The organism is Rhizobium sp. CG4 (assembly GCF_023701965.1).
Classification (GTDB): Bacteria; Pseudomonadota; Alphaproteobacteria; order Rhizobiales; family Rhizobiaceae; genus Agrobacterium.
Genome location: NZ_JABAEG010000001.1, coordinates 857,385 through 883,999 on the forward strand (window position 1 = coordinate 857,385; position 26,615 = coordinate 883,999).

The 26,615-nt window shown below is 54.6% G+C and carries 17 protein-coding genes and 1 tRNA gene; 14 read left to right on the forward strand and 4 right to left on the reverse strand.

What is annotated here, in order from left to right:
• Positions 1-303: 303 nt before the first annotated feature.
• On the forward strand, positions 304-1,245 hold the full coding sequence (locus HGO37_RS04105; RefSeq protein ID WP_250982229.1) for an alpha/beta fold hydrolase: 942 nt from the start codon (positions 304-306) through the stop codon (positions 1,243-1,245).
• Positions 1,246-1,267: 22 nt separating this feature from the next.
• On the opposite strand, the gene hisN is transcribed toward HGO37_RS04105, so the two are convergent.
• Entirely contained in the window at positions 1,268-2,044 is a 777-nt protein-coding gene (hisN, locus tag HGO37_RS04110) for a histidinol-phosphatase (protein ID WP_250982230.1), read from the reverse strand.
• Between the two features lie 403 nt (positions 2,045-2,447).
• Positions 2,448-3,332 (reverse strand): N-formylglutamate amidohydrolase, encoded by an 885-nt coding sequence (locus HGO37_RS04115; RefSeq protein ID WP_250982231.1) that lies wholly within the window; start codon positions 3,330-3,332, stop codon positions 2,448-2,450.
• Positions 3,333-3,515: 183 nt separating this feature from the next.
• Between HGO37_RS04115 and cpdR the strand changes: the two genes are divergently transcribed.
• Entirely contained in the window at positions 3,516-3,878 is a 363-nt protein-coding gene (gene cpdR, locus HGO37_RS04120; protein ID WP_192488083.1) for a cell cycle two-component system response regulator CpdR, read from the forward strand.
• Between the two features lie 82 nt (positions 3,879-3,960).
• Positions 3,961-4,035, forward strand: a tRNA-Val gene (locus HGO37_RS04125).
• A gap of 183 nt (positions 4,036-4,218) precedes the next feature.
• Here the strand turns inward: HGO37_RS04125 and HGO37_RS04130 are convergent.
• Complete coding sequence (locus tag HGO37_RS04130) at positions 4,219-4,623, reverse strand: acyl-CoA thioesterase (RefSeq protein ID WP_250982232.1); 405 nt, start codon at positions 4,621-4,623, stop codon at positions 4,219-4,221.
• A 212-nt stretch (positions 4,624-4,835) separates the two neighbouring features.
• Here HGO37_RS04130 and HGO37_RS04135 point away from each other — a divergent pair, with 212 nt between their 5' ends.
• Positions 4,836-5,021: a hypothetical protein gene (locus tag HGO37_RS04135; protein WP_192488081.1), complete on the forward strand. Its 186-nt coding sequence runs from the start codon at positions 4,836-4,838 to the stop codon at positions 5,019-5,021.
• Between the two features lie 12 nt (positions 5,022-5,033).
• Here the strand turns inward: HGO37_RS04135 and HGO37_RS04140 are convergent, their stop codons facing one another.
• Positions 5,034-6,821, reverse strand: a complete 1,788-nt coding sequence (locus HGO37_RS04140) for an ABC transporter ATP-binding protein/permease (protein WP_250982233.1) — start codon at positions 6,819-6,821, stop codon at positions 5,034-5,036.
• Positions 6,822-7,067: 246 nt separating this feature from the next.
• Here HGO37_RS04140 and HGO37_RS04145 point away from each other — a divergent pair, with 246 nt between their 5' ends.
• The 10 genes from HGO37_RS04145 to glgX all read left to right on the forward strand — a co-directional run bounded on the left by HGO37_RS04145 (position 7,068) and on the right by glgX (position 26,490).
• Positions 7,068-10,394 carry a transglutaminase family protein gene (locus HGO37_RS04145; protein ID WP_250982234.1) on the forward strand — a complete coding sequence of 1,109 codons (3,327 nt, stop codon included), beginning with the start codon at positions 7,068-7,070 and terminating at the stop codon, positions 10,392-10,394.
• A 1-nt stretch (position 10,395) separates the two neighbouring features.
• Positions 10,396-12,801 carry a circularly permuted type 2 ATP-grasp protein gene (locus HGO37_RS04150; protein WP_192488078.1) on the forward strand — a complete coding sequence of 802 codons (2,406 nt, stop codon included), beginning with the start codon at positions 10,396-10,398 and terminating at the stop codon, positions 12,799-12,801.
• A 6-nt stretch (positions 12,802-12,807) separates the two neighbouring features.
• Entirely contained in the window at positions 12,808-13,692 is an 885-nt protein-coding gene (locus tag HGO37_RS04155) for a transglutaminase family protein (protein WP_250982235.1), read from the forward strand.
• A 152-nt stretch (positions 13,693-13,844) separates the two neighbouring features.
• Positions 13,845-15,095, forward strand: coding sequence for a TadE/TadG family type IV pilus assembly protein (locus HGO37_RS04160; RefSeq protein ID WP_250982236.1), 1,251 nt, complete (start codon positions 13,845-13,847; stop codon positions 15,093-15,095).
• Positions 15,096-15,356: 261 nt separating this feature from the next.
• Positions 15,357-17,819 carry a glycogen/starch/alpha-glucan phosphorylase gene (locus tag HGO37_RS04165; protein ID WP_250982237.1) on the forward strand — a complete coding sequence of 821 codons (2,463 nt, stop codon included), beginning with the start codon at positions 15,357-15,359 and terminating at the stop codon, positions 17,817-17,819.
• On the forward strand, positions 17,819-20,026 hold the full coding sequence (gene glgB, locus HGO37_RS04170) for a 1,4-alpha-glucan branching protein GlgB (protein ID WP_192488075.1): 2,208 nt from the start codon (positions 17,819-17,821) through the stop codon (positions 20,024-20,026). The genes HGO37_RS04165 and glgB overlap by 1 nt, the downstream gene beginning before the upstream one ends.
• 36 nt (positions 20,027-20,062) lie before the next feature.
• Positions 20,063-21,325 carry a glucose-1-phosphate adenylyltransferase gene (gene glgC / locus HGO37_RS04175; protein ID WP_250982238.1) on the forward strand — a complete coding sequence of 421 codons (1,263 nt, stop codon included), beginning with the start codon at positions 20,063-20,065 and terminating at the stop codon, positions 21,323-21,325.
• 5 nt (positions 21,326-21,330) lie between these two features.
• Positions 21,331-22,770 (forward strand): glycogen synthase GlgA, encoded by a 1,440-nt coding sequence (gene glgA, locus HGO37_RS04180; RefSeq protein ID WP_250982239.1) that lies wholly within the window; start codon positions 21,331-21,333, stop codon positions 22,768-22,770.
• A gap of 3 nt (positions 22,771-22,773) precedes the next feature.
• A complete protein-coding gene (locus tag HGO37_RS04185) occupies positions 22,774-24,402 on the forward strand; it encodes an alpha-D-glucose phosphate-specific phosphoglucomutase (protein WP_250982240.1) in 1,629 nt (542 codons plus the stop codon).
• Between the two features lie 105 nt (positions 24,403-24,507).
• Entirely contained in the window at positions 24,508-26,490 is a 1,983-nt protein-coding gene (gene glgX, locus HGO37_RS04190; protein WP_250982241.1) for a glycogen debranching protein GlgX, read from the forward strand.
• Positions 26,491-26,615 lie beyond the last annotated feature (125 nt).

Genomic DNA, 26,615 nt, shown 5'->3' on the forward strand with positions numbered 1-26,615 from the left:
GGCAAGCATCGAAAACATCACGTTGTCGCGATTTTTTGCGCTCCAGGAAGATGCCCTGCAACCCGCCTTGAAACTGAACTTCAAATGAACAGCCAGTTCCAAATCGGTTCATCTTTCAGGCTTTAGAAAACAGCCATCGGGGGCAACTCCGCTGACTGAAGAGTCTAACGTCCCTTCTTCTTCAGTCCTGTTGGCCGGGACCGTGACTGCGCACAACCGACGGTTCCGGCATTTTTTCTTTGACGAGATAACCCACTCGACCTATCCCATTATTATCCACCAGGGAATCGGCCGGAAAAGGTAATGGACGACGTTATTTTACACGCCACACCCGGCAATCCGCTGCCCGAGAATTACACGGCCGGATATTTCACCGGACACCGTAACAAAAAACTGCGCTACGCGGTTTTTCGCTGCGAACAATCGGTTGCCAAGGGCACCATCGTTCTGCTGCACGGCAGAAACGAGTGCATCGAAAAATATTACGAGACCATCATCAACCTGACGATGATGGGTTTCTGGGTCGCGACGTTTGACATGCGCGGTCAGGGCGGATCGGATCGACTGATCAAAAATCCCGACGCTGGTCACGTCCATCGGTTCCGGGATTATGAGCAGGACGTCTCGCTGTTCATGGAACAGATCGTGCTGCCCGATACGCGCCTGCCATTTTATATGGTCGCACATTCCACCGGTGCGCTGATTGCCCTGTCCATGGCACCCAACCTGTCGAACCGCATCGAACGTATGGCCTTGTGTTCGCCGTTCATTCAACTGTCCGGGCAATCCATGCCAAGCCCTGCCGTTTTTACAATCGCAGCGACCTTGAGCCTGATCGGCCTTGGACGGATGAGGCTTGGCAAGGACCAGCGTGAACGCAACTTCATTGGCAATCCGCTGACATCAGATGAACTGCGTTTTGCACGCAATCTGACCCTGATGCAGAAAATGCCGGAACTGTTCATCGGTTCGCCAACCGCTCGCTGGGTTTATGAGACCATGAAAGCGGCAAGTCGCGTTACAAAGCAGGAACACCTGACTCATATTCACGTGCCAACCTTGCTGCTGGCGCCGGTTCTGGACCCGATCACGCCCTATGGTGCGCAGGAAGAACTGTCACGCAATTTCCGTGCAGCGCAACTCATCCCTGTGACCGGCGCCCGGCACGAATTGCTGCACGAGCGCGATATCTTCAGAAGTCAGGCGCTTGCGGCCATAGAGGCATTCTTCTCACCGGAAGAGTAAACCCATCGGCACAATCGGCCCTTCAAAGGCCGGACAGGATCTCCAATGCCTGCGCATGAACAGCTTTGCTGCCTGCCGCGATGATCCGACCCGCCGCTTCAGGCCTGCCGCCATCCCAGGTCGTTATCACGCCACCAGCCTGCTCGATGATTGGAATAAGCGCACCGACATCATAGGGCTTGAGCGAGCTTTCAATCACCAGATCGATATGGCCGGCCGCCAGCAACGCATAGGCGTAACAATCAACGCCGTAGCGGAACAGACGCACCTTATCCTGCACCCTGTTGTAACGTGGTGCTTCCTCGGCATCGAAAATATGCGGGGATGTCGTGAACAATGTCGCAGCGGAAATGTCTTTGCAATCACGGGTCTTGATCTGACGGGTACCATCAGGGCCGCTGTACCAGGAGGCTTTGCCATCGGCGAAATAACGTTCGCCGGTAAAAGGCTGATCCATGACACCCATGACAGAGCGACCGTTGCTCTGCAGGCCAATCAAGGTACCCCAGACCGGAACGCCTGAAATGAAGGCGCGCGTACCGTCAATCGGATCAATCACCCAGACATGCTCACGGTCCAGACCGACGCTACCATGTTCTTCGCCGAGAATACCGTGGTCCGGATAGGCCTTGCCAATAAGCGCTCGGATCGCCTGTTCGGCCGCCTGATCACCCTCGGTGACCGGATCGTAACCACCGTCCTGCTTGTTGGTGACATCGATGCCGGCACGAAAGCGCGGCAACGTCTCTGCTTTGGCAGCATCCGCGAGAGAAAAGAAAAAATCCCGATCCGGCAGCATGACATCTCCACTTGGCAAAACAATAGCTTCAGCCTTGTAAGAGCACTGCCGGAAAAGAGGAACAGATTTTGTAGTTTTTTCGGAAAAATCATCTTGGTGAGCGCTTAGCGAGCCCTCCATCAATAGAGCCCTGCAATGCAAAACCAGCACATCACAGGTAAAAATTGCATCATTTTACATCGTAAAAGCGCATCTTCTGCCTACGGCTAAGCAAATGGCACATTTATTAAGCAAAAATAAAAATGATTGACAATTGTGCATTCTGGCGTATCTTTTCCATACAGTCTTTGACTGTAAATACCCTCCTTGGGTGTTTCCTCCCTAGACTCAGCCGCGCCACGAGCGCGGTTTTTTTTGCCCGTAAAAGAGCAATAAGCCATCAAACAGAAGAGATTAAAGAGAATTATTCGGCAGCCAGAGCCGAGTCGCCACAGAACTCAGTGACGAAATCACCCATTTGGCGCATGAACACTGCAAGCACCGCAGAAAGTGCTGCAAAATCACTTCTTTTGAGAAGCGTCTTTTCATCCACGTATAGCGCGCGGTTTATTTCAATCTGCAAGGCATGCAGAGAACGCACGGGCCGCCCGTAATGTTCGGTAATAAAACCGCCAGCATATGGCTTGTTGCATACGGCAACAAATCCGAGTTCTTCCAGGAAATGCAGTGCAGCACGTGATATTTCGGGAGAAGCGCTGGTGCCATAGCGATCACCGATAATCACATCAGGTCGGACATTGGACCCTGCAACCCGGATGTTACCGGGCATCGAATGGCAATCGATCAGTACCGCCATGCCGAATTGTGAATGCGTGCGCGAAATCAGCCGGCGCAGGCAGGTGTGATAGGGCTTGTAAATGCCCTCCACCCGCTGCAAGCCGTCTTCAACGGGAATGCGGTGGTTATAGATCTCCATGTTTTCCGCAACGATGCGCGGCACGGTTCCCAGCCCACCGGAGACCCGCATGGAGCCGATATTCGCATAAGGCGGCAACGCCCCCTCGAACATGCGCGGATCCAGTTCATATGGCTCGCGGTTCACATCCAGATAGGCGCGCGGAAAATTGGCAATCAGGAACGGCGCACCCAGTTCAGGCGCCGCAGAAAACAGTTCATCAACGAAATGGTCTTCAGATCGCCTGATTTCTGACGAATCAAGGCGAGACGATTCGAGAAATGAAACAGGGTAGCAACGTCCACTATGAGGTGAATTATAGACGAACGGGATTCTGTGCGTATCCGGCTCGCGGACTTCGAACAGCTCATATTCACCCGTTATCCAGTCCATTCGATGATATTTACCATGTCACAAATATGCCAATAAACATATGTTGCCAGTTGCATGGCCACAAGTCCATACTGGCGCAACCATAACCGGATTCCTCAAACGCCATTCACGGGATATTTACCCAGAGCAGGCTACAATTGGGATACGGTATTCTCAATTTTACAGGCAGTTACGGTCACCTACATGAGTCAGAAAATTCTTCTCGCAGAAGACGACAACGATATGCGCCGCTTTCTGGTAAAAGCGCTTGAGAAAGCCGGTTACCAGGTATCTTCTTTTGACAACGGCGCAAGCGCATATGATCGGCTTCGTGAAGAGCCCTTCTCTCTGCTGCTGACCGACATTGTCATGCCTGAAATGGATGGCATCGAACTGGCGCGCCGCGCCACCGAGCTAGATCCAGACCTCAAGGTTATGTTCATCACCGGTTTTGCAGCGGTTGCTCTCAACGCCGATTCGAAGGCTCCGAAGGATGCAAAGGTGCTTTCCAAGCCTTTCCACCTGCGTGACCTTGTGGATGAAGTCAACAAACTCCTTGTGGCATAAGGCTTTCAAAAAACCTTTCACAAAACCGCAAAAAAGCAGTTGACGCGTCAATCGGTTTTGTGATCTATGCGCCACATCGGATGGGCGTGTAGCTCAGCGGGAGAGCACTACGTTGACATCGTAGGGGTCACAGGTTCAATCCCTGTCACGCCCACCATCCAAATTCCTTAAGTATCAAGGCCTTGCAGAACACTGCGAGGCCTTTTTACATTGTGCTCTTTAGGTTCGATGGACCTGTCGAGACACCACTTTCCGGCCCCCCCACACAGCGTCATTTCGAAGCCCATGCACCCGCCACAAAATGCAGCGGGCACCGGTTCGGTTTGCTGTCACAATTCGATCAGGCTAATGCTTCAGTCGGGCGCGATGGCACCGGACGCGGATTACCATTGTCATCGACAGATACCATCACAAAAACCGCTTCGGTGACCTTCTCACGCGAATCCTGGTAGTGCCTGCGTGTCCAGGCCTCGATCTTGAGTGTGATCGATGTACGGCCAACTTTCACGATGTCAGTATAGACACACAGCGTATCGCCAATTTTTACCGGCTTCTTGAAAACAATCTCGTGCACGGCAACTGTTACGGTACGCCCGCCTGCCACATCATTGGCACGAACAAAGGCCGCAAGGTCCATTTGCGACATGACCCAGCCACCGAAAATATCACCGGCCGGATTGGCATCCGCCGGCATGGCGAGTGTGCGCAGTGTCATTTCCATTGTGTCAGGAGGATTACCGTCCATCTTATGCATACCTTCATTCAAGAGCCTCCCACCCCTTGCTTAACAAAAGCAAGGGACGGCCGCCAAGAGCAAGCTGCCCCACAGTGCTGCAACCCTGTTATGCACGGGTGGTGCGTCAGACACATTTGGTGAATTTCCATAGGTTTCATAATGCGACATAGACGGATCATTAACCATGATCGGCCAGTATCAGCTCATATACGAGGTGCTAAATGGCGTACGACTGGACTGGCAATAACGTCATGCAGAAGCGTGACGACAGGTTTCTTGCAGCATGCATCATTTCTGCTTTGTTTTTGACTGCGGTCACGATTGGCGCGCTTTTGCGAGAGCCAATCCCTGCACGACAGGACAATCCTTATCTTCTTACAACAGACAAATGGCAGCTGCGGCTGTAATATCCGCTTTCCTCATTGGCCATTTCCGTTGGTCGGTAGTGCCTCAAGATGCACGACCGTTGGCGCGAACTTGTTGAGGAATGTTTCAGAGCGCCCGAAATAGATCACCGCACTGTCTTTCAGCATTAACAACGCGTTGGCAAGCAGGTTCTGCGTATTGGGCTCCAGCCCTTCCAAAATATCATCGAGAATGAGCCAGCGCGGCTGCAAGAGAATGGCATTCGCCACCCGCAGGCACATCTGGGCATCCGTATCGAGCTTCTTGTCCCAACGGGCATTTTCATCAAGACGCGGCACCAGCTCATCCAGCCCACAGAGGGTCAGGACCTCGGAGCACTCCTCGTCGTTGAAGACTGCCGGAGAATGTGGGTAGGACAGAATCTCCCGCAGTGGTGCGACCGGAATGTAACCGCGTTGCGGCATTAGCAGCGCGTCTTCAAGCGGCGGCACGGAAATACGTCCCTGCCCCCACAGCCAGAGCCCGCCCATGGCAGCAAACAACAGACGCCGGTTCACGCCCTGATCGCCATTGACCAGCAAATGCTCGCCAGCTTGCAACTCGACAAACTCTTCCTTCAGGCGGAAACCACGTACCACCTGCTTTGCACCGGCTTCGCCGCAAATCATCACATTGGACAGGATAATCGACTTGGCGGCGGGATCGACTTCGAAGTCGATCGTCGCGCCTTGCTTTTCCACGGCGTCCATTTGCAAAAGCGCATTACGGAATGCCGAGACACGCAGCAGTGTCGCCTTCCAGCTGGCAATGGCACCAAAATTATCGATGTACCAGCGCAGGGCATTGTTGACCTGGTTGAAGGCACCAACCGCCATCATCAATCCGCCAAAGGTCAGATTGCCGGAGAAATACACCGGAGCGGCAATCAAGATTGGCGCGACAATCGCCAGCCAACCGTACCCCGAGGACACCCAGGTCAGATGCGTTAGTGCCATCGCTAGACCACGGATCACGGAAAGTACGGAATTGATGTCAACACCAAGCCTAGCCCGTTCGTTTCGCTCCCCCCGCGCCAGTGTAATTGCGGTCATGTTCTCATTGGCGCGCATCAGCGAAAACCGCAGCTCCGCCTCTTTCGAGTAACGTTCCGCATTCAGCCCGACCAGACGATGACCGACAAGATTGCTGAGTAGCGAGGCAGAACCGGCGTAAAACATAGCCGCCCAGACCATGTAACCCGGTATTGCCACCTGCGATCCGCCGATGGTCAGATAGAAACCGCTTGATAGACCCCACAAAACACCGATGAAGCTAACCAACAATATGGTGGAATTGACCAGACCAATGGCAAGTGACGTACTGCTTTCCGCCAGGTTTCTTGAATCCTCATGCAGGCGCTGATCGGGATTAACAGCAATACTGCCAAAACCAGCCAGCTTGGCAGCCCGCCCCGGCTTGAGCCACTGGTGAACCATGTCCTTGCTCAGACCTTCGCGCATATAAAGCGCGGTCATCTGATTAAGCCAGGTTTGAAACACGTTCAGCAACAATAAAGTGCCGGCTATAATGGTGAAAATCTCTAACTGGTGGATGAACCCGTCCATATCTCGCCGCTCAAGCGAGTTATAAAACGGCGCATACCACTCATTTAATCGAACCTGCCCGTAAGCAGTCACCAAGATGATGAACAGAAGCGCGAAGATAAGAGCGAGAAGCCTGTTTCGGACCGGCGAAATCCAGAACGCATTACCCATCATTCTCAACTGGTCCATAAAACCAAGTTCAAAATTCAATGGAGCTGCTGGATCAGGTTTCAAATCAACCTGGCGGGTATTTTCCATGCGTATCGTCCAAACAATAAGGCACAGCAGACGGCCAAATCATCGAGACTCAGCAACGCAAGCCGCCAGACCTATTTACCGTAAGCCCAAAAGATAAGGAACTGCTTACTCTTCGCGCATGGTAAAAACCATGACAAAGCCTGTATAATCCGCCTTGCTTTATTTGCGTGCATTGCACAAAATCCTGATAATAACAGAGGGGGCGGCTAAGTCCGCAATAACCGGCTTGGCCGGAAAAAGGATAATATGTCTATTAAGGCAAGTGTTTATCATCTCACCCATTACATCTATGACAAACCGGTCCGGCTCGGGCCTCAGATCATCAGGTTAAAACCGGCAGTTCATTCCCGCACCCGGGTTATCAGCCATGCACTCAAGGTCACGCCTGCAAATCACTTCGTGAATTTGCAGCAGGACCCCTACGGCAACTACCTCGCCCGTTTTGTGTTTCCCGAACCGGTTACGGAGTTTAAAATAGAGGTTGATCTGGTGGCAGATATGACCGTCTATAACCCGTTCGACTTCTTTGTTGAGGAAGAGGCCCAAAAATGGCCTTTCGATTATCCCGAGACACTACGCGAAGACCTGTCGATCTACATGAAGCCGGAACCCACCGGCCCTTACCTCTCCGCCTACATGCAGACTATCGATCAGTCTCCCGGCCAGCCAACGGTGGATATGGTTGTCGGCCTCAATGCGCGCCTGCAGCAGGAAACCGGTTACGTCATTCGCATGGAGCCGGGCGTTCAAACGCCCGAAGAAACTCTGCAGACCAAAATGGGCTCATGCCGCGACAGCAGTTGGCTTCTGGTGCAGATATTACGGCACTTGGGTTTTGCTGCCCGATTCGTATCTGGCTACCTCATTCAGTTGGCACCTGATTTGAAGGCGCTCGACGGCCCCTCCGGCACCGAAGTTGATTTCACTGACCTGCACGCATGGGCAGAAGTCTATCTGCCTGGTGCTGGCTGGGTTGGACTGGACCCGACATCTGGCCTTTTGACGGGCGAAAGCCATATTCCGCTGGCAGCCACACCGCATTACCGAAACGCCGCACCGATTTCCGGCGGTTATTACGGACAGGCCAACACCGAATTTGCCTTTGATATGCAAGTACGTCGTGTGGCGGAACATCCCCGCATTACAAAGCCTTTCTCCGACGAAAGCTGGGACAAGCTGAATGCGGTTGGCGAGGAGGTCGATAGACTTCTGCAAGAACAGGACGTTCGCCTGACGATGGGAGGAGAACCGACTTTCGTTTCGATCGATGATTTTGAAGCGGAAGAATGGAACACCGGCGCCGTTGGCCCGACCAAACGGGAAAAGGCTGATATCCTTATTCGCAAACTCCGCGAACGTTTCGCCCCAGGCGGTTTCCTGCATTACGGCCAGGGTAAATGGTATCCCGGTGAAAGCCTGCCGCGCTGGACATTTTCGCTTTATTGGCGAAAAGACGGAAAACCGATTTGGCAGAACCCGGCACTGGTGGCACAGGAAGGCGCAGAAACCGGCGTGACGGCGGCCGACGCCGAAAATCTCCTAACCACGATTGCGACAAATCTCGGCATTGCCAATGACATGGTTCTGCCCGCCTATGAAGATCCGGCAGAGTGGATCGTCAAGGAAGGCAATCTGCCCGAAAACGTCGATCCGTCGAATTCAAAACTGAAGGACCCGGAAGAGCGAAGCCGCATTGCACGGGTTTTCGAGCGCGGATTGACCACGCCAACCGGCTACATCCTGCCGGTGCAGGCTTGGAATTCCAAAGCATCGACGCAACGGTGGATCAGTGAAAAATGGAAAACAAGGCGCGGCCGGGTTTTCCTCGTTCCCGGCGACAGCCCGGTCGGGTATCGCCTGCCGCTTGGCACGCTGCCTTACGTCCCCCCTGCCGCCTACCCCTACATTCACGAGGCAGACCCATCCGTTCCAAGAGGGCCATTGCCGGAGGTTACGGAACCAACCGGCCGCGTCATGCCGGAAGCATCCTTTCATGCGGATGAAACGATATCGCAGGACCGCATCGAACAGTCGATCGGTGAACTGGGCGGCGCAGTGCGCACCGCAATGTCTGTGGAGCCGCGCGACGGTCGTCTTTGTGTATTCATGCCGCCGGTCGAGCGTATTGAAGACTATCTGGAACTGATTGCCGCGGCAGAAAGTGCGGCTAGCACGCTTGGCCTGCCCGTCCATATCGAAGGATATGCGCCCCCCCATGACGAGCGGATAAATGTTATCCGCGTGGCACCGGACCCCGGCGTCATCGAGGTTAACATTCACCCTGCATCAAGCTGGAAAGAATGTGTCGACATCACTTCGTCGATTTATGAGGACGCCCGCCAGTCGCGTCTCGGTGCCGACAAGTTCATGATCGACGGTCGCCACACCGGCACCGGAGGTGGAAACCATGTCGTCGTTGGTGGTGCAAACCCCAATGACAGCCCGTTTCTGCGCCGCCCGGACCTGCTGAAAGGTTTGATCCTCCACTGGCAGCGCCACCCGTCGTTATCCTACCTGTTTTCGGGCTTATTCATTGGCCCAACAAGTCAGGCCCCGCGTATAGATGAAGCGCGGCACGACAGCCTTTACGAGTTGGAAATTGCTATGGCGCAGGTGCCAGCCCCCGGCGAAGGCGTACCTACCCTGCCTTGGCTTGTCGACCGGCTGTTCCGCAACCTGCTGACCGACGTAACCGGCAATACGCACCGTGCCGAGATCTGCATCGATAAGCTGTTTTCACCGGATGGTCCGACCGGCCGTCTGGGACTTGTCGAGTTTCGTGGTTTTGAAATGCCGCCAAATGCCCGCATGTCGCTGGCACAACAGCTTCTGGTGCGTGCACTGATTGCCCGCTTCTGGAAAAATCCAGCAAGTGGCAAGTTCGTCCGTTGGGGTACTGCTCTGGCGGATCGTTTCATGCTGCCACACTTCATCTGGCAAGACTTCATGGATGTGCTGGCCGATCTGAAGGCCAACGGTTTTGATATCCAGCCTGAATGGTTCAAGGCACAGCTTGAATTCCGTTTCCCGTTCTTCGGTGAAGTGGAATATGAAGGTGCGAAATTGGAACTGCGTCAGGCGCTGGAACCTTGGCACGTGATGGGTGAGCAGGGGGCAATTGGCGGCACTGTGCGTTATGTCGATTCCTCCGTTGAACGTCTGCAAGTCCGTCTGGAAACAGCAAATCCGGAGCGTTACACCGTTGCCTGCAACGGTCGGGCTGTGCCGTTGAAGCAGACAGAGGAATCAGGTGTTGCCGTTGCAGGTGTTCGCTTCAAGGCCTGGCAGCCATCATCAGGTCTTCACCCGGTATTGCCCGTCAACGCGCCATTGACCTTTGACATTTATGATACATGGTCAGGTAGATCGATTGGTGGCTGCATCTATCATGTTGCCCATCCCGGTGGCCGAAACTATGACACGTTCCCGGTCAATGGTAACGAGGCGGAGGCACGCAGACTTGCGCGTTTCGAACCTTGGGGCCATACCGCAGGAAATTATCCCTTGAGACCGGAAACGGTTTCACCGGAATTTCCACTGACACTCGATTTACGTCGCCCTCTGGGAGTTTGAATTGGCAAGAACGCCGGCATCGCAGCGCAAAAAGCAAACAGACAAACATTCATTGTTTGCCTATAGCGCCTTGCCGGGCATTGCCGATGAAATGCTGGATACCAACGGCAATATTCGCCCCGTCTGGCAGCACATGGTATCGGCGCTGTCGCGCATGCCCGAAAGGGAACTGCACGACCGTTTTGCCAGAACCGACCGTTATCTGCGCGATGCTGGCGTCTTTTACCGTGACTACGGATCTGGCGCCAATATCGAACGCAGTTGGCCGATTTCACATATTCCGGTCCTCATCGATGGCAAGGAATGGGAAAGCGTTTCACGCGGTCTCATTCAGCGCGCCAACCTGCTGGAAGCGGTCGTCGCTGACATCTACGGAGAGAACCGTCTGGTGCAGGAAGGTTATATTCCACCTGCCCTGATTGCATCCAATCCGGAATTCTTGCGCCCCCTCGTCGGCACAAAACCGGAAGGTGGCCATTATCTGCACTTCTGTTCCTTCGAAATCGGCCGTGGTCCCGATGGCAACTGGTGGGTGCTGGCTGATCGCACACAGGCTCCATCAGGAGCCGGTTTTGCATTGGAAAACCGCGTGGCAACAACCCGCGCCTTCTCCGATATCTATGCAGAAACCCATGTCCATCGGCTGGCCTCGTTCTTCGGTGCTTTCCGCGACACGCTACAGGCACACCGCAAACACCCGGAAGAACGAATTGCGGTTTTGACCCCCGGCCCTGCCAACGAGACCTATTTCGAACACGCCTATATCGCCCGTTACCTCGGTTTCATGCTGTTGGAAGGTGAAGACCTGACGGTGGTCAACGGCCGTGTGATGGTACGCACAGTTGCCGGCCTGAAACCGATTGGCGTGTTGTGGCGGCGCCTGGATGCCTCTTATTCAGACCCGCTGGAACTCGACCAGAATTCGCGCATCGGTACACCCGGTCTGGTGCAGGCACTGCGTGATGGCTCTGTGACCATCGTCAACGCACTGGGTTCGGGCATTCTCGAAACACGCGCCCTGCTATCATTCCTGCCGACCATCAGTCGCCATATGCTCGGTGAAGACTTGCTATTGCCGTCCATCGCCACATGGTGGTGTGGCCAGAAACAGGAGCGTGAACACGTCGCCCGTAACATCGAAAAAATGGTGATCGGCCCTGCCTATTCCCGCATGCCGTTCTTTGATGATAACGGCCAGTCGGTGCTGGGCGCCACCTTGCGCGACACGGCAAAGGATTCCATCGGCGAATGGCTTGCCACCGATGGCAATAAGCTGGTCGGTCAGGAAGTCGTGACGCTGTCCACCACCCCTGCCTTTGTTGACGGCAAGCTGGTACCGCGGCCGATGAGCCTGCGTGTTTTTGCTGCCCGCACACAAAATGGCTGGCAGATCATGCCGGGTGGCTTTGCCCGTATCGGCAGCAGCCCTGACGTGACAGCCATTGCCATGCAAAATGGTGGCACGGCAGCGGACGTGTGGATCGTTAGCGACAAGCCGGTTGAGCGCACGACACTGCTGCCAGCCGAGGAAACATTCAGCCGCAACATGCCAGGCAGCCTGCCAAGCCGTGCGGCAGACAATTTGTTCTGGCTTGGTCGTTACATTGAACGGGCTGAAGGGGCGTTGCGTATCCTTCGCGCCTGGAATGCGCGTTACGCAGAATCTGCCGATCCGCGCCAACCGCTGCTGGCCCATGTCACGAAATATCTCGCCACCACGGATATCGAAATGAGCGAGGCGGTACCCGCCAGCCTGATTGCCAACATCAACAGCGCCATATATTCGGCGAGCAACATCCGTGACCGTTTTTCACCGGATGGCTGGCTGGCGCTGAACGATCTCGCCAAGACAGCGCGTCGCTTCCACGACAATATTGGCCATGGCGATGACGCCACCCATGCCATGACCATTTTGCTGCGCAAACTCGCAGGCTTTGCCGGTCTGGTGCATGAAAACATGTATCGTTTCACCGGCTGGCGTTTCCTGACCATCGGTCGTTATCTTGAACGTGGTCTGCACATGACCCGCCTGCTGGGCCACATGACAGGTCCGGATGCACCGGATGGTAGTTTCGACATGCTGCTGGAAATCGGCGACAGCGTCATGACCCACCGCCGCCGTTATAACGTCAATACCGCCGGCCTGACGGTGACCGACCTTCTGGCGCTTGATCCGCTCAATCCGCGTTCGATCCTGTTCCAACTGAACGAAATCCGCACCGAAGTCGAACAGTTGCCCAACGCTCTGGTCAACAGCCAGATGTCGCCCTTCTACCGCGAAGCCATGCGCATTCATTCCGGTCTTGCCGTCATGACGGCGGAGAAACTCGACGTGGCGCTTTACCGTCAGTTGGAAAAAGACCTCGAACGCCTGTCCGATCTTCTTGCCCAAACCTACCTTGGTTGATGTGTCATGCTTTATGATCTTTCCATGCACATGGGCTATGTCTACGACGCCCCGGCAAGCGGCGCCCGCCACATCATTCGTGTCATGCCGTTGTCGCTACCGAACCGCCAGCGGCTAATCGCCGGCTCGCTGGCCGTAAGCCCGACACCGGATGAAAGAACGTCTTTCTCGGATTTTTTCCAGCAGACGGCAACATCTGTCTATCTGCGCGCCGCCCATGAAAAATTCGACATTCGCATGCAGGCCCGCGTGCAGGTGGAAACACAGCCGCAGCAAGCCGATCTGTCACCGCTGCTGGCACGTCTGCCGGATGACATTTTCAACCACTGGTCACTGGATGCATCATCCCCGCATCATCTGATTGGCACCAGTCCGCGCATTCCGCAGGATGAGGCCATTCATGCCTATGCGCTCGAGACTGTCAAACCTGGCATGACGGTGCAGGAAATTGCCAAGGTGCTGTGCAAGCGCATCCACACAGACTTTACCTATGACCCCAAGGCAACGACAGTCGACACCACACCGAGCGAGGCCTTCAAGCTGAAGCGTGGTGTGTGTCAGGATTTTTCGCATGTGCTGATCATGGCGCTACGCAGCCTTGGCATTCCCGCAGGATATGTCAGCGGATTCCTCAGAACCATTCCTCCCCCCGGCAAGGAGCGGCTGGAAGGCGCAGACGCCATGCATGCCTGGGTGCGGATCTGGTGTGGCACGGTCACCGGCTACATCGAACTTGATCCTACCAACAATATTTATGCCGGCCATGACCACATCGTGGTTGGTTACGGACGCGATTACTCTGATGTATCGCCAGTTATTGGTGTTCTAAAAAGCTACGGCAATCAACAAACTGTACAGGCTGTTGACGTTATTCCGATCGCGGCCGTTTAAGTGTGTTTTTACAAGTCACGCCTGCATTATTTCATGCCAATAACAGCTTATTTTTGCACCAAAATGAGTATCGCTAAAATTTAACCTAACAACTTAAGCCTTCACGAAGACAGCTTGAATTATTTATGCCTCACTAATTAAGGGGCTGAACCATGACTGTGTTCTCGAAAACAATGCCAGTGCTCAATAAGCTGATTGCCAACAAAGATGGTAACTTCGGCATCCTGACTGCCATTCTCATTCCGGTGACGATTGCCACCGCGGGTGTCGCCCTTGAAATGACCAATGCCATGCAGACGAAGGCGGGCTTGCAGAGCGCTGTAGACGCCGCAACCCTCGCAGCCGCCACCGCTTTCATGCACGAAAACGAAAACCTCTCACCAGAGCAGGCCTCCAAGAAGGCACAGGAATTTATTACCGACGAAGTATCAAAGCTTCTCGCACCTGACGCCACTGACGAACAGAAAAAGAAGCAAAAAGAGGAGCTGATGAAGAGCTCCAGCGTCACCGCAAAGGTGGACGAAAGTGTTTCCGGCAAAAACTTCCAGATCACTGCAAACATGAGCTACGGCATGCAGCTCAACCCGCTGATCTCACTGATTTCATCCAAGACCGTCACCATCGGCGTTACCAGCACCGCAGTCAGCAGCATTAACAAGGGTTCGCCTTTGTCGATGTATCTGGTTCTCGACCGTTCGGGTTCAATGTCGTTCAAGACGGATACCATCGACAAATCAAAGTCGTCCTGCGCCAACTATACCGAAAGCAACTGGGGACAGAGCGAATCCAAGGTAACGTCCAGCCCTTGCTACATCAACAAGATAGCGTCGCTGAAAACCGCCGTCAGCTATCTCGTCGATACGCTCAACAAGGCTGACTACAGTTATGTCAAGAATGGCTCGCCTGAATCGAAGCTCGTTCGCACCGGCGCCATCGGCTACAGCGACACGACCTATTCAGCGCAAGCCATGAACTGGGGCACGACGAAAGCAAATGATTACGTCAAAGCCATCCCCGCCTATCCGACAGGCGGCACAAACGCATACACCGCACTAAACAATGCCTATACAGCGCTGAGAAAATCGACTGCGACAGAAGCAGCAGCTCACAAGGGCAATGGCAGCACGTCGTTTGAACGTTACATTGTGTTTATGACCGACGGCGAAATGTCGAGCACAACCATCGACACCAACGTGCGCACCATGTGCCAGACGATCAAAAACGACGGTATCAAGATATTCTCGGTTGCCTTCATGGCGCCGACCAAGGGTAAATCTTTGCTGCAGACATGTGCATCGAGTGCCGAAAATTACTACGCACCTGAAAACATGGAAGAAATTGTTGAGGCATTCGGCGAAATCGCTCGCAAGATGAACGACGAGACCAGCCGCCTGACCAACTGATACAACAAAAAGCACGACCACCTTACGGCAGCGGCATCTCCGCTGCCGTTTTCGTTTTGATCATTTATCAAAACGCAAATTGCGGGCTCATGCCGACAAGCAGTTATACTTTTGACATAATAAAATAATCATCGCGAACTGCATTCTTCGCTAAAACGATTATTGCAACGGTTCCGTATCGGTGCATAAATTGCTTCGACTAAGTGTAAGCCAGATCGACAGAATCAGACCCTCCCTCCCTCTCAAGGTGCTGACCAAATAATGATCAATAACCTCTCGCCGGCCGATCTTCCTCTCCCCACTCCGCGCAGTTCCGATCCGGAAATTCTTGCTTCGGAAATCATTGAACGCCTGACATACAGAATCGGCAAAGACGTCAAGGTTGCCAAGCCGCATGACTGGCTGACCGCAACCATTCTCGTTGTCCGTGACCGTGTAATCGACAGGTGGATGGAGTCCACCCGCAAGGTTTACAAAACTGGCAACAAGCGCGTTTATTACCTGTCGCTTGAGTTCTTGATTGGCCGCTTGATGCGCGATGCAATTTCGAACCTTGGCCTGATGCAGGAAATTCGTGATGCCCTGACATCTCTTGGTGTCGACATGGACGTCATAGCGGGGCTCGAGCCGGACGCAGCGCTTGGCAATGGCGGTCTTGGACGCCTTGCTGCCTGCTTCATGGAATCCATGGCAACAGTTGAAATCCCGGCCTATGGTTACGGCATCCGTTACGTTCACGGCCTGTTTCGCCAGCAGATGGCGGATGGCTGGCAGGTCGAGCTGCCGGAAACATGGCTCGCCCACGGCAATCCCTGGGAGTTTGAACGGCGCGAAAGTTCCTATGAAATCGGCTTCGGCGGCGCTGTCGAAACCGTTGGCGGTTATGATGACGCCCAACGTTTTGTCTGGAAACCGGCCGAGCGTGTTATCGCCATGGCCTACGATACCCCGGTCGTTGGCTGGCGCGGCAAGCGCGTCAACACGCTGCGCCTGTGGTCGGCCCAGCCGATCGACCCTATTCTTCTCGATGCATTCAACGCTGGCGATCACATTGGCGCCCTTCGTGAAAGCAATAAGGCTGAAAGCCTGACACGCGTTCTCTATCCGGCAGATGCCAATCCGGCCGGTCAGGAACTGCGTCTGCGGCAGGAATTTTTCTTCTCGTCTGCATCCCTGCAGGACATTCTGCGCCGCCATCTCCAGCAGTACCCGGATTTTACCAGCCTGCCGGACAAGGTCTCCATCCAGCTCAACGACACCCACCCGGCAATTTCGATTGCCGAAATGATGCGTCTGCTGACCGACATCCACGGCCTGGACTTCGATGATGCCTGGGAACTGACCCGCAACACCTTCTCATACACCAACCACACCCTGCTGCCGGAAGCTCTGGAAAGCTGGCCTGTGCCGCTGCTCGAGCGTCTGCTGCCGCGCCACATGCAGATCATTTATGCGATCAACGCCAAGATCCTGTTCACCGCGCGCAAGGAAAAGAAGGTCGAGGATCAGCAAATCCGCTCGATCTCTCTGATCGATGAGAATGGCGAACGGCGCGTGCGCATGGGCAATCTTGCCTTCATCGGCTCACATTCTGTCAACGGTGTTTCGGCATTGCACACGGAGTTGATGAAGGAAACGGTATTTGCCGACCTGCATCGGCTCTACCCAGATCGTATCAACAACAAGACCAACGGCATTACCCCGCGGCGCTGGTTGATGCAGTGTAACCCGGGCCTGACCGGGTTGGTGCGTGAAGCTATTGGCGACGACTTCCTTGATGATGCCGAGAAACTAAAGGCACTGGATGGGTTCGCTCAGGACAGTGCATTCCGCGACAAGTTTGCAGAGGTCAAGCGCCTGAACAAGGTGCGTCTCGCCAATCTCGTTGCGCAGCGCATGGGCATTCGTGTCGACCCTTCGGCGATGTTCGATATCCAGATCAAGCGTATCCATGAATACAAACGCCAGCTTCTCAACCTCATTGAGGCGGTGGCACTGTATGACCAGATCCGCTCCCATCCTGAGTTGGATTGGGCGCCACGCGTCAAATTCTTCGCGGGCAAGGCAGCACCGAGCTACCACAATGCCAAGCTGATCATCAAACTCGCCAACGACATTGCTCGTGTCATTAACAATGATCCTTCCGTGCGCGGTTTGTTGAAAGTTGTTTTCATTCCGAATTACAACGTTTCGCTGGCAGAAATCATGGTCCCCGCCGCAGATCTGTCGGAGCAGATTTCGACCGCTGGCATGGAAGCATCCGGTACCGGCAACATGAAGTTTGCACTCAACGGCGCGCTCACCATCGGCACGCTTGACGGTGCAAACGTCGAAATGCTGGAACATGTAGGCGACGAAAACATTGTTATCTTCGGAAAGACAGCTGAAGAAGTCGCTCAGGCCCGCGCGGATGGTCACAATCCACGCGCCATCATTGAAAGTTCGCGTGAATTGTCACAAGCCCTCTCGGCAATTGCCTCCGGTGTGTTCTCTCCGGATGACCGTTCACGGTTCGCAGGTCTGATGGATGGCATTTACAACAATGACTGGTTCATGGTTGCTGCGGATTTCGATTCTTACGCCAAGGCCCAGCGTGATGTTGACGCCATCTGGAGCGACCCGGCTTCCTGGTACTCCAAAACCATCTACAATACCGCGCGTATGGGCTGGTTCTCTTCCGACAGAACAATACGGCAATATGCCTCAGAAATCTGGAGAGCTTGATGAAAAAACCGCTCGATACGCCTGATCCAAAACAGAAGAGTGAAATATCTCAAGCAGAAATCGAGGCGATAACGGGCGGTCTGCATTCCAACCCCTTTGCAATTCTCGGCGTGCATCAAGTCGCGGACGGCTTCGTTGCGCGCTGTTTTATTCCTGGCGCGGAAGCGGTAACGGCTCTGACGATTGACGGCAACGTTGTGGGTGAATTGACCTGCCGCGATCCGGCCGGTTTCTTCGAAGGTCCGGTCAGCCTGACGTCGAGGAAAGCCCTGAGATACCGTGCACTGCGTGGCGATGCGGAGTGGGCAGTCACCGACCCCTACAGCTTCGGTCCTGTACTTGGTCCGATGGATGATTATCTGGTCCGTGAAGGATCGCATCTGCGCTTGTTCGATAAGATGGGTGCACACCCGCTCAAGTTCGAAGGGGTCGAAGGATTTCATTTCGCCGTCTGGGCACCAAATGCCAAGCGGGTGTCAGTGGTGGGCGATTTCAACAATTGGGATGGCCGACGCCATGTCATGCGCAATCGCGCCGATACCGGCATCTGGGAAATTTTTGCACCAGACGTTTATGCCGGCTGCATTTACAAATTCGAGATTATTGGCGCCGATGGTACCCGCCTTCCATTGAAGGCAGACCCTTATGCCCGCCGCGCAGAACTGCGCCCTAAAAACGGTTCTATGACAACACCTGAACTGGTCCAGAAATGGGAAGATCAGGAGCATATGGAGCACTGGGCCAAGGTTGACCAGCGCCGTCAGCCAATCAGCATTTATGAGGTGCATGCCGGGTCGTGGCGCAGGCACAAGGACGGTGGCATGCTGAGCTGGGATGAAATGGCCGCAGAGCTCATCCCCTACTGTGTCGACATGGGTTTTACCCATATCGAGTTCATGCCCATTACCGAACACCCTTATGACCCGTCCTGGGGGTACCAGACCACCGGTCTTTTTGCGCCATCGGCGCGGTTTGGAGAACCGGAAGGATTTGCCCGCTTCGTAAACGGTGCCCACAAGGTTGGTCTCGGCGTTATCCTCGACTGGGTTCCGGCCCACTTCCCAACCGACGAACATGGCCTGCGCCAGTTCGATGGCACCGCCCTTTACGAGCATGCCGACCCGCGTCAGGGCATGCACCCCGACTGGAACACCGCAATCTATAATTTTGGACGCGTTGAGGTGATGTCATACCTAATCAACAACGCTCTGTACTGGGCGGAAAAGTTCCATCTGGATGGCCTTCGTGTCGATGCCGTGGCCTCAATGCTTTACCTCGACTACTCCCGCAAGGAAGGCGAGTGGATTCCCAATGAATATGGCGGGCGCGAAAATCTCGATTCCGTACGCTTCCTGCAAAAGATGAACGAGCTGGCCTATGGTGCCAATCCAGGCATCATGACCATTGCCGAAGAATCCACCTCTTGGCCCAAGGTCTCGCATCCGGTGCATGAAGGTGGCCTCGGCTTTGGCTTCAAGTGGAACATGGGTTTCATGCACGACACGCTGAGCTATTTCGCACGCGAGCCGGTGCACCGCAAATTCCACCATCAGGAACTGACCTTCGGCCTTCTCTATGCTTTCACCGAAAACTTCGTGCTTCCTCTGTCTCACGACGAGGTTGTGCATGGCAAAGGGTCGCTGATTGCCAAGATGTCAGGAGATGACTGGCAGAAATTTGCCAATTTGCGCGCCTATTACGGCTTCATGTGGGGTTACCCCGGCAAGAAGCTGTTGTTCATGGGACAGGAATTCGCCCAGTGGAGCGAGTGGAGTGAAAGCAAGTCACTCGACTGGAATCTGCTGCAATATCACATGCATGAAGGCATCCGTCGCCTCGTCCGCGACCTCAACCTGACCTACCGATCAAAAGCGGCACTACATGCCCGTGACTGTGAGCCGGAAGGCTTCAACTGGCTGGTGGTCGACGATCAGGAAAACTCTGTTTTTGCCTGGCTTCGTTCGGCACCGGGTGAAAAGCCGGTTGCGGTGATTTGCAATCTTACCCCGGTCTACCGTGAAAATTATTATGTGCCGCTGCCAACGGCTGGCCGCTGGCGCGAAATATTGAATACCGATGCCGAGATTTACGGCGGCAGCGGCAAAGGAAACGGCGGCAAGGTACAAGCCGTCGATGCGGGAGGGGCCATTGGTGCGGTGCTGACATTGCCGCCCTTGGCCACAATCATGCTGGAACCAGAAAACTGACAGCACACACATGAAGGCCCATGAGGGAGGACGAACATGAGCGAAAAAAGAATACAGCCTCTGGCACGCGATGCTATGGCCTATGTGCTTGCCGGTGGGCGTGGAAGCCGTTTGAAGGAACTCACCGACCGACGCGCCAAGCCTGCGGTTTATTTTGGCGGCAAAGCCCGCATTATTGATTTTGCACTGTCCAATGCCTTGAACTCAGGTATTCGTCGCATTGGTGTGGCCACACAATACAAGGCCCATTCGCTTATTCGCCACCTGCAACGCGGCTGGGACTTTCTGCGTCCGGAACGAAACGAAAGTTTTGATATTCTGCCGGCTAGCCAGCGCGTGTCAGAAACGCAGTGGTACGAGGGCACCGCCGACGCCGTTTTCCAGAACATCGACATCATCGAGCCCTATGCACCTGAATACATGGTCATTCTGGCTGGCGATCACATTTACAAGATGGATTATGAATTGATGCTGCAACAGCACGTCGATTCAGGCGCGGATGTCACCATTGGCTGCATGGAAGTGCCGCGCATGGAAGCAACCGGCTTCGGTGTCATGCATGTCAATGACAAGGACGAAATCAGCGCATTCATCGAAAAACCGGCCGATCCGCCTGGCATTCCCGGCAACGAGGATTTCGCGCTGGCCTCTATGGGCATTTACGTGTTCCATACGAAATTCCTGATGGAATGCCTGCGTCGCGATGCCGAGGATCCCAACTCCAGCCGCGATTTCGGTAAGGATATCATTCCCTACATCGTGGAAAACGGTAAGGCCGTGGCGCATCGTTTTGCGCAATCCTGCGTCCGTTCCGATTTTGAACGCGCTCCTTACTGGCGCGATGTTGGCACGATCGATGCCTACTGGCAGGCCAATATCGACCTGACCGATATTCTGCCGGAACTGGATATCTACGACAAATCATGGCCGATCTGGACCTATGCGGAGATTAACCCGCCAGCCAAATTTGTGCATGACGACGAAGGTCGTCGTGGTTCGGCCATTTCCTCGCTGGTGTCAGGCGATTGTATCATCTCCGGTTCGTCGCTTTATCGCAGTTTGCTGTTCACGGGTGTTCGCGCCAACTCCTACTCGCGTCTTGAAGGTGCGATCATTCTTCCGAAGGTTACCATTGGCCGCCATGCACGTTTGACCAATGTGGTGATTGACCATGGCGTGACCATTCCAGAGGGTCTGATCGTTGGCGAAGACCCGGAAATGGATGCAAAACGCTTCCGTCGTTCCGAGAACGGCATATGCCTCATCACCCAATCCATGATCGACAAGCTGGACGTGTAACACCTATGAAAGTTCTTTCGGTTTCATCCGAAGTCTACCCGCTCATCAAAACCGGCGGCCTTGCGGATGTTGCAGGCGCCCTGCCCCTTGCGATCAAGTCGCTGGGGGTGGAAACCAAGACCCTTATTCCGGGCTATCCGCCGGTGATGTCGGCGATCAAGGATGCTCGCAAGATTACGACCTTCGATAATCTGCTGGGTGAAACCGGCGACATTCTCGAAGTTACGCATGAGGGTTTGGACCTACTGGTGTTGGACGCACCCAGCCTGTTTGCGCGCTCGGGCGGGCCGTATCTTGATGCAACCGGCAAGGACTATCAGGATAACTGGAAACGTTTCGCCGCACTGTCGCTGGCGGCGGCACAAATCGCCACCGGAAAACTGCCCGGCTGGCAGCCGGACATTCTGCACGCCCATGATTGGCAAGGTGCCATGGCACCGGTCTATATGCGATATGGTGAGGCACCGGAAATTCCAAGCCTGCTGACCATCCATAATATCGCCTTTCAGGGCCAGTTCGACGCCACTATTTTCAGTCAGTTGGGTCTGCCAGCCCATGCCTTCATGGAGGCTGTCGAATATTACGGTTCCGTCAGTTTCCTGAAAGGTGGTCTGCAAACCGCGACTGCACTTAGCACTGTCAGCCCATCCTATGCCGAGGAAATCCTCACACCAGAATTTGGCATGGGCCTTGAAGGGGTAATTGCCAGTCGCGCCGATGCCCTGTTCGGTATCGTCAACGGTATCGACACGCAGGTGTGGAACCCGGCCACCGATACTTTGATCGCGGACAATTTCAGCCAGGCAAACATCAAGGCGCGCAACGCCAACAAAGCCGCCGTCGCGTCGCACTTCCGCATCGATGAAGACGACACGCCACTATTGTGCATCATTTCCCGCCTGACCTGGCAAAAAGGCATCGACCTGATGGCCGAAGTTGCCGATGAAATCGTTGAGATGGGTGCACGGCTTGTGGTGCTGGGTGCTGGCGATATCGCTCTGGAAGGTGCTCTGCTTGCGGCATCTTCCCGCCACAATGGCCGCCTAGGCGTCGCTATAGGCTACAATGAACCACTTTCACATCTCATGCAGGCAGGTTGCGACAGTATTATCATCCCTTCCCGTTTTGAGCCTTGTGGCCTGACCCAGCTTTATGCCCTTCGTTACGGTTGCGTGCCCGTTGTGGCCCGTACGGGTGGTCTGAATGACACGGTTATCGATGCCAACCCGGCAGCCCTTGCAGCCAAGGCAGCGACCGGCATTCAGTTCTCGCCCGTGTCGGCCAACGGTCTTCGCCAGGCATTGCGCAAGACATTGCGCTTCTACAGTGAACCGAAACTATGGACGCAAATCCAGAAACAGGGCATGAAATCAGACGTATCGTGGGAAAAAAGTGCAGGCCTTTATGCCGACCTTTATTCCCGTCTTGCTTCGAAAGGCAATTGAACAATGATCAAGACCGTCGCAACGACGCCATTTCAGGATCAGAAACCCGGCACGTCCGGACTGCGCAAGAAGGTGAAAGTCTTCGCGCAACCAAATTACGCAGAAAACTTTATTCAATCCATTTTTGACTCACTTGAAAACTTCAATGGCAAGACACTGGTGATTGGCGGGGATGGCCGTTATTACAACCGCGAAGTCATCCAGAAGGCCATCAAAATGGCTGCAGCTGCCGGTTTCGGCAAGGTTCTGGTCGGCAAGGGTGGCATTCTCTCCACGCCGGCCGCCTCTAACATCATTCGCAAATACGGCGCCTTCGGTGGCATCGTTCTGTCCGCAAGCCACAATCCCGGCGGCCCGGATGAAGACTTCGGCATCAAGTACAATGTCGACAATGGCGGCCCTGCACCGGAAAAAATTACCGATGCGATCTTCGCTCGCACCAAGGTTATCGACAGCTACAAGATCGCCGATATTGCCGACATAGATCTGGATGCCATCGGCTCTGTCGATGCTGGCGGTATGACCGTCGAGGTCATTGACCCCGTTGCCGATTATGCCGAACTGATGGAGAGCCTGTTTGATTTTGACGCGATCAAGACATTGATTGCTGGCGGCTTCGGCGTGATCATCGACAGCATGAGCGCCGTCACCGGCCCTTATGCGGTCGAAATCCTCGAAAAACGCCTTGGTGCACCAAAGGGTTCGGTGCGCAACGCTGTTCCTCTGCCTGACTTTGGTGGTCACCATCCTGACCCGAACCTCGTGCACGCCAAGGAACTTTACGACGACGTAATGAGCGCAGAAGGTCCCGATTTCGGCGCTGCGTCGGACGGCGATGGCGACCGCAATATGGTGGTCGGCAAGGGCATGTTCGTGACACCATCCGACAGCCTCGCCATCATTGCCGCCAATGCCAAACTGGCACCCGGTTACGTTGGCGGCATTTCCGGTATTGCCCGCTCCATGCCAACCAGCGCCGCAGCAGACCGTGTTGCCGAAAAACTGGGTCTTGGCATGTATGAAACCCCGACCGGCTGGAAATTCTTCGGCAACCTGCTGGATGCTGGCAAGGTGACGGTATGCGGTGAGGAAAGCTTCGGAACCGGCTCCAACCACGTACGTGAGAAAGACGGCCTCTGGGCCGTGCTGTTCTGGCTCAACATCGTTGCCGTCCGCAAGGAAAGCGTCAAAGACATCGTGACGAAACACTGGGCCGAATATGGTCGCAACTACTATTCGCGTCACGACTATGAAGAGGTCGATGCTACCGCCGCCAACACGCTGGTAACGACACTGCGCGAAAAGCTGGCCACACTTCCGGGCACATCCTACGGCAACCTCAAGGTCGCCTCGGCCGATGATTTTGCCTACCACGATCCGATCGATCACTCCGTCAGCAAAAATCAGGGTATCCGCATTCTGTTTGAAGGCGGCTCGCGTATCGTGCTGCGCCTGTCCGGCACCGGTACAGCGGGTGCAACACTGCGCCTTTATGTAGAACGTTACGAGGCTGATCCGGCCCGTCACGCCATTGACACGCAGGAAGCTCTGGCCGACCTGATTTCCGTGGCAGATACCATTGCCGGCATCAAGTCCCATACCGGCCGTTCCGAGCCAACCGTTATCACCTGATAACAGCAGGCACCGCACAGTAAGATGTGCGGTGCCACAGTCATGCGCGCTGGTCGAAACCTTCCTGTCAAAACTATGCAGGAAAAGCTCGGGAAATATCTTCCAATGGCAGATGACACCGCTTTCACCAACACCGGCAGTGCTTTGCATGGGGGAACTCAGCTTTTCCAGGATAGCGTCGAATTCGCCGTCCGCTCGCAATATGCATCCAAACTTGAACTGTGCCTGTTTGACGAGACCGGAAACAAGGAAATCGCCCGCTTGGCGATGGAACGCGGCGATGACGATGTTCACCGCCTGTTTGTAGACGGCGTAAAACCCGGCGCACGGTATGGCTACAGGGCACACGGTGTTTATGCACCCGATCACGGCCTGTGGTTCGATCCAACAAAACTGCTGGTCGATCCTTACGCGACCGTGCTTGATCGTCCCTTTTCCAATCATCCAAGCATGTTCACCTTTGGTCTGGAAACAGCCTTCGTCACACCAAAATCGGTTGTGACACGGCACAAGCCCGTCACACTGGACAAACCGCTCTTCAATAAGGGCGGTTTCATTTATGAAATTGCCGTCAAACCTTTCACCATGCTGCATCCTGACGTGCCTGAACATCAGCGGGGTACGATTGCAGCCCTCGCCCATCCGTCGGTGGTGGCCCACCTCAAACATATCGGCGTTGATGCCATCGAACTGATGCCGATCACCGCTTGGATTGATGAACGCCATCTGCCGCCTCTCGGCCTGACCAATGGCTGGGGTTACAACCCCGTTGCCTTCATGGCGCTCGATCCACGGCTTGCGCCCGGTGGTGTGAACGAACTGCGCGACACCGTCGCCGCACTCCATACACAGGATATCGACGTCATCCTCGATCTCGTGTTCAACCACACCGGCGAAAGTGATCGTCACGGAACAACGCTGTCACTGCGCGGGCTCGACAATCTCAATTATTATCGCCACGCAGCAGACAATCCCGGCGTGCTGGTCAATGATACCGGCACCGGCAACACCGTTGCCTGCGACAGGGAGCCGGTGCGTCGGCTTATTGTCGATAGCCTGCGCCATTTCGTTCAGCATGCGGGCATAGATGGTTTCCGCTTTGATCTGGCGCCGGTGCTGGGTCGCTCGGCAACCGGTTTTGAACGGCAATCACCGACACTGGCTGCCATTCACAACGACCCTCTGCTGAAAGATCGCATCCTGATTGCCGAACCCTGGGACATCGGACCGGATGGATATCAACTCGGCAATTTCCCGGATGCCTATCTGGAATGGAATGACCGGGCCCGAGATGATCTGCGTCGTTACTGGCGTGGCGACCAGTGGACAACCGGTGCATTGGCCGATGCGCTGGCCGGCTCGTCTGGCATTTTTTCACGCCATAGCGGAACGGAAACCCGCAGCGTCAATTTTCTCGCCGCCCATGATGGTTTCACCCTGATGGACATCGTCTCCTATGCCGGCAAGCACAATGAGCGAAACGGCGAAGAAAACCGTGACGGCCATAATGAAAACCACTCGTGGAACAATGGTGCAGAAGGTAGTACCGACGATCCGGAGATACTTGCAAGACGCGTCGCTGACGTAAAAGCCATGTTGTCCACACTGTTTGTCACTCATGGGACAATCATGCTGACGGCAGGTGACGAAGGTGGACGCTCGCAGCAGGGCAATAATAATGCCTATGCGCAGGACAATGAGCTTACCTGGCTCGACTGGAGAGGCATGAACAGCGAACTGGTTGCCCACACCGCGTTCCTGTCTTCTGTGCGCAAACGCTTCGCTGTCTTTTCCTCGACGGATTTTTTCACCGGACGCGATCAGGATGTTGAATGGTTGAACCCTGAAGGTGTGACTATGAGCGTCGCAGACTGGGAAAGAGCCGATGGCACACCCTTTTCCATGCTGTTAAAAACCAAAGACCTGAAAACAGGAAAATCGACGCGTCTCGCCGTGCTGTTCAACCGCAGATATGAACCTCAGAAGTTTATCCTTCCCGGCAGCGGTTGGAAGTCTGTTGGCGGTGAGGCCGAGGAGGAAAGCGCTAACGTGCCTGCCCGCAGCGTCGGTTTCTATCATCAGCCATGACAAATCTTGTTATTGCCACACCAAGTGAACATTTATGATGTAGCAGCACGCCTCCCAAAATTGCACACCCCTATTGGGAGATAGGCAACAAACATAGACTGAGGCATTGCAGTGCTTCACCTCAC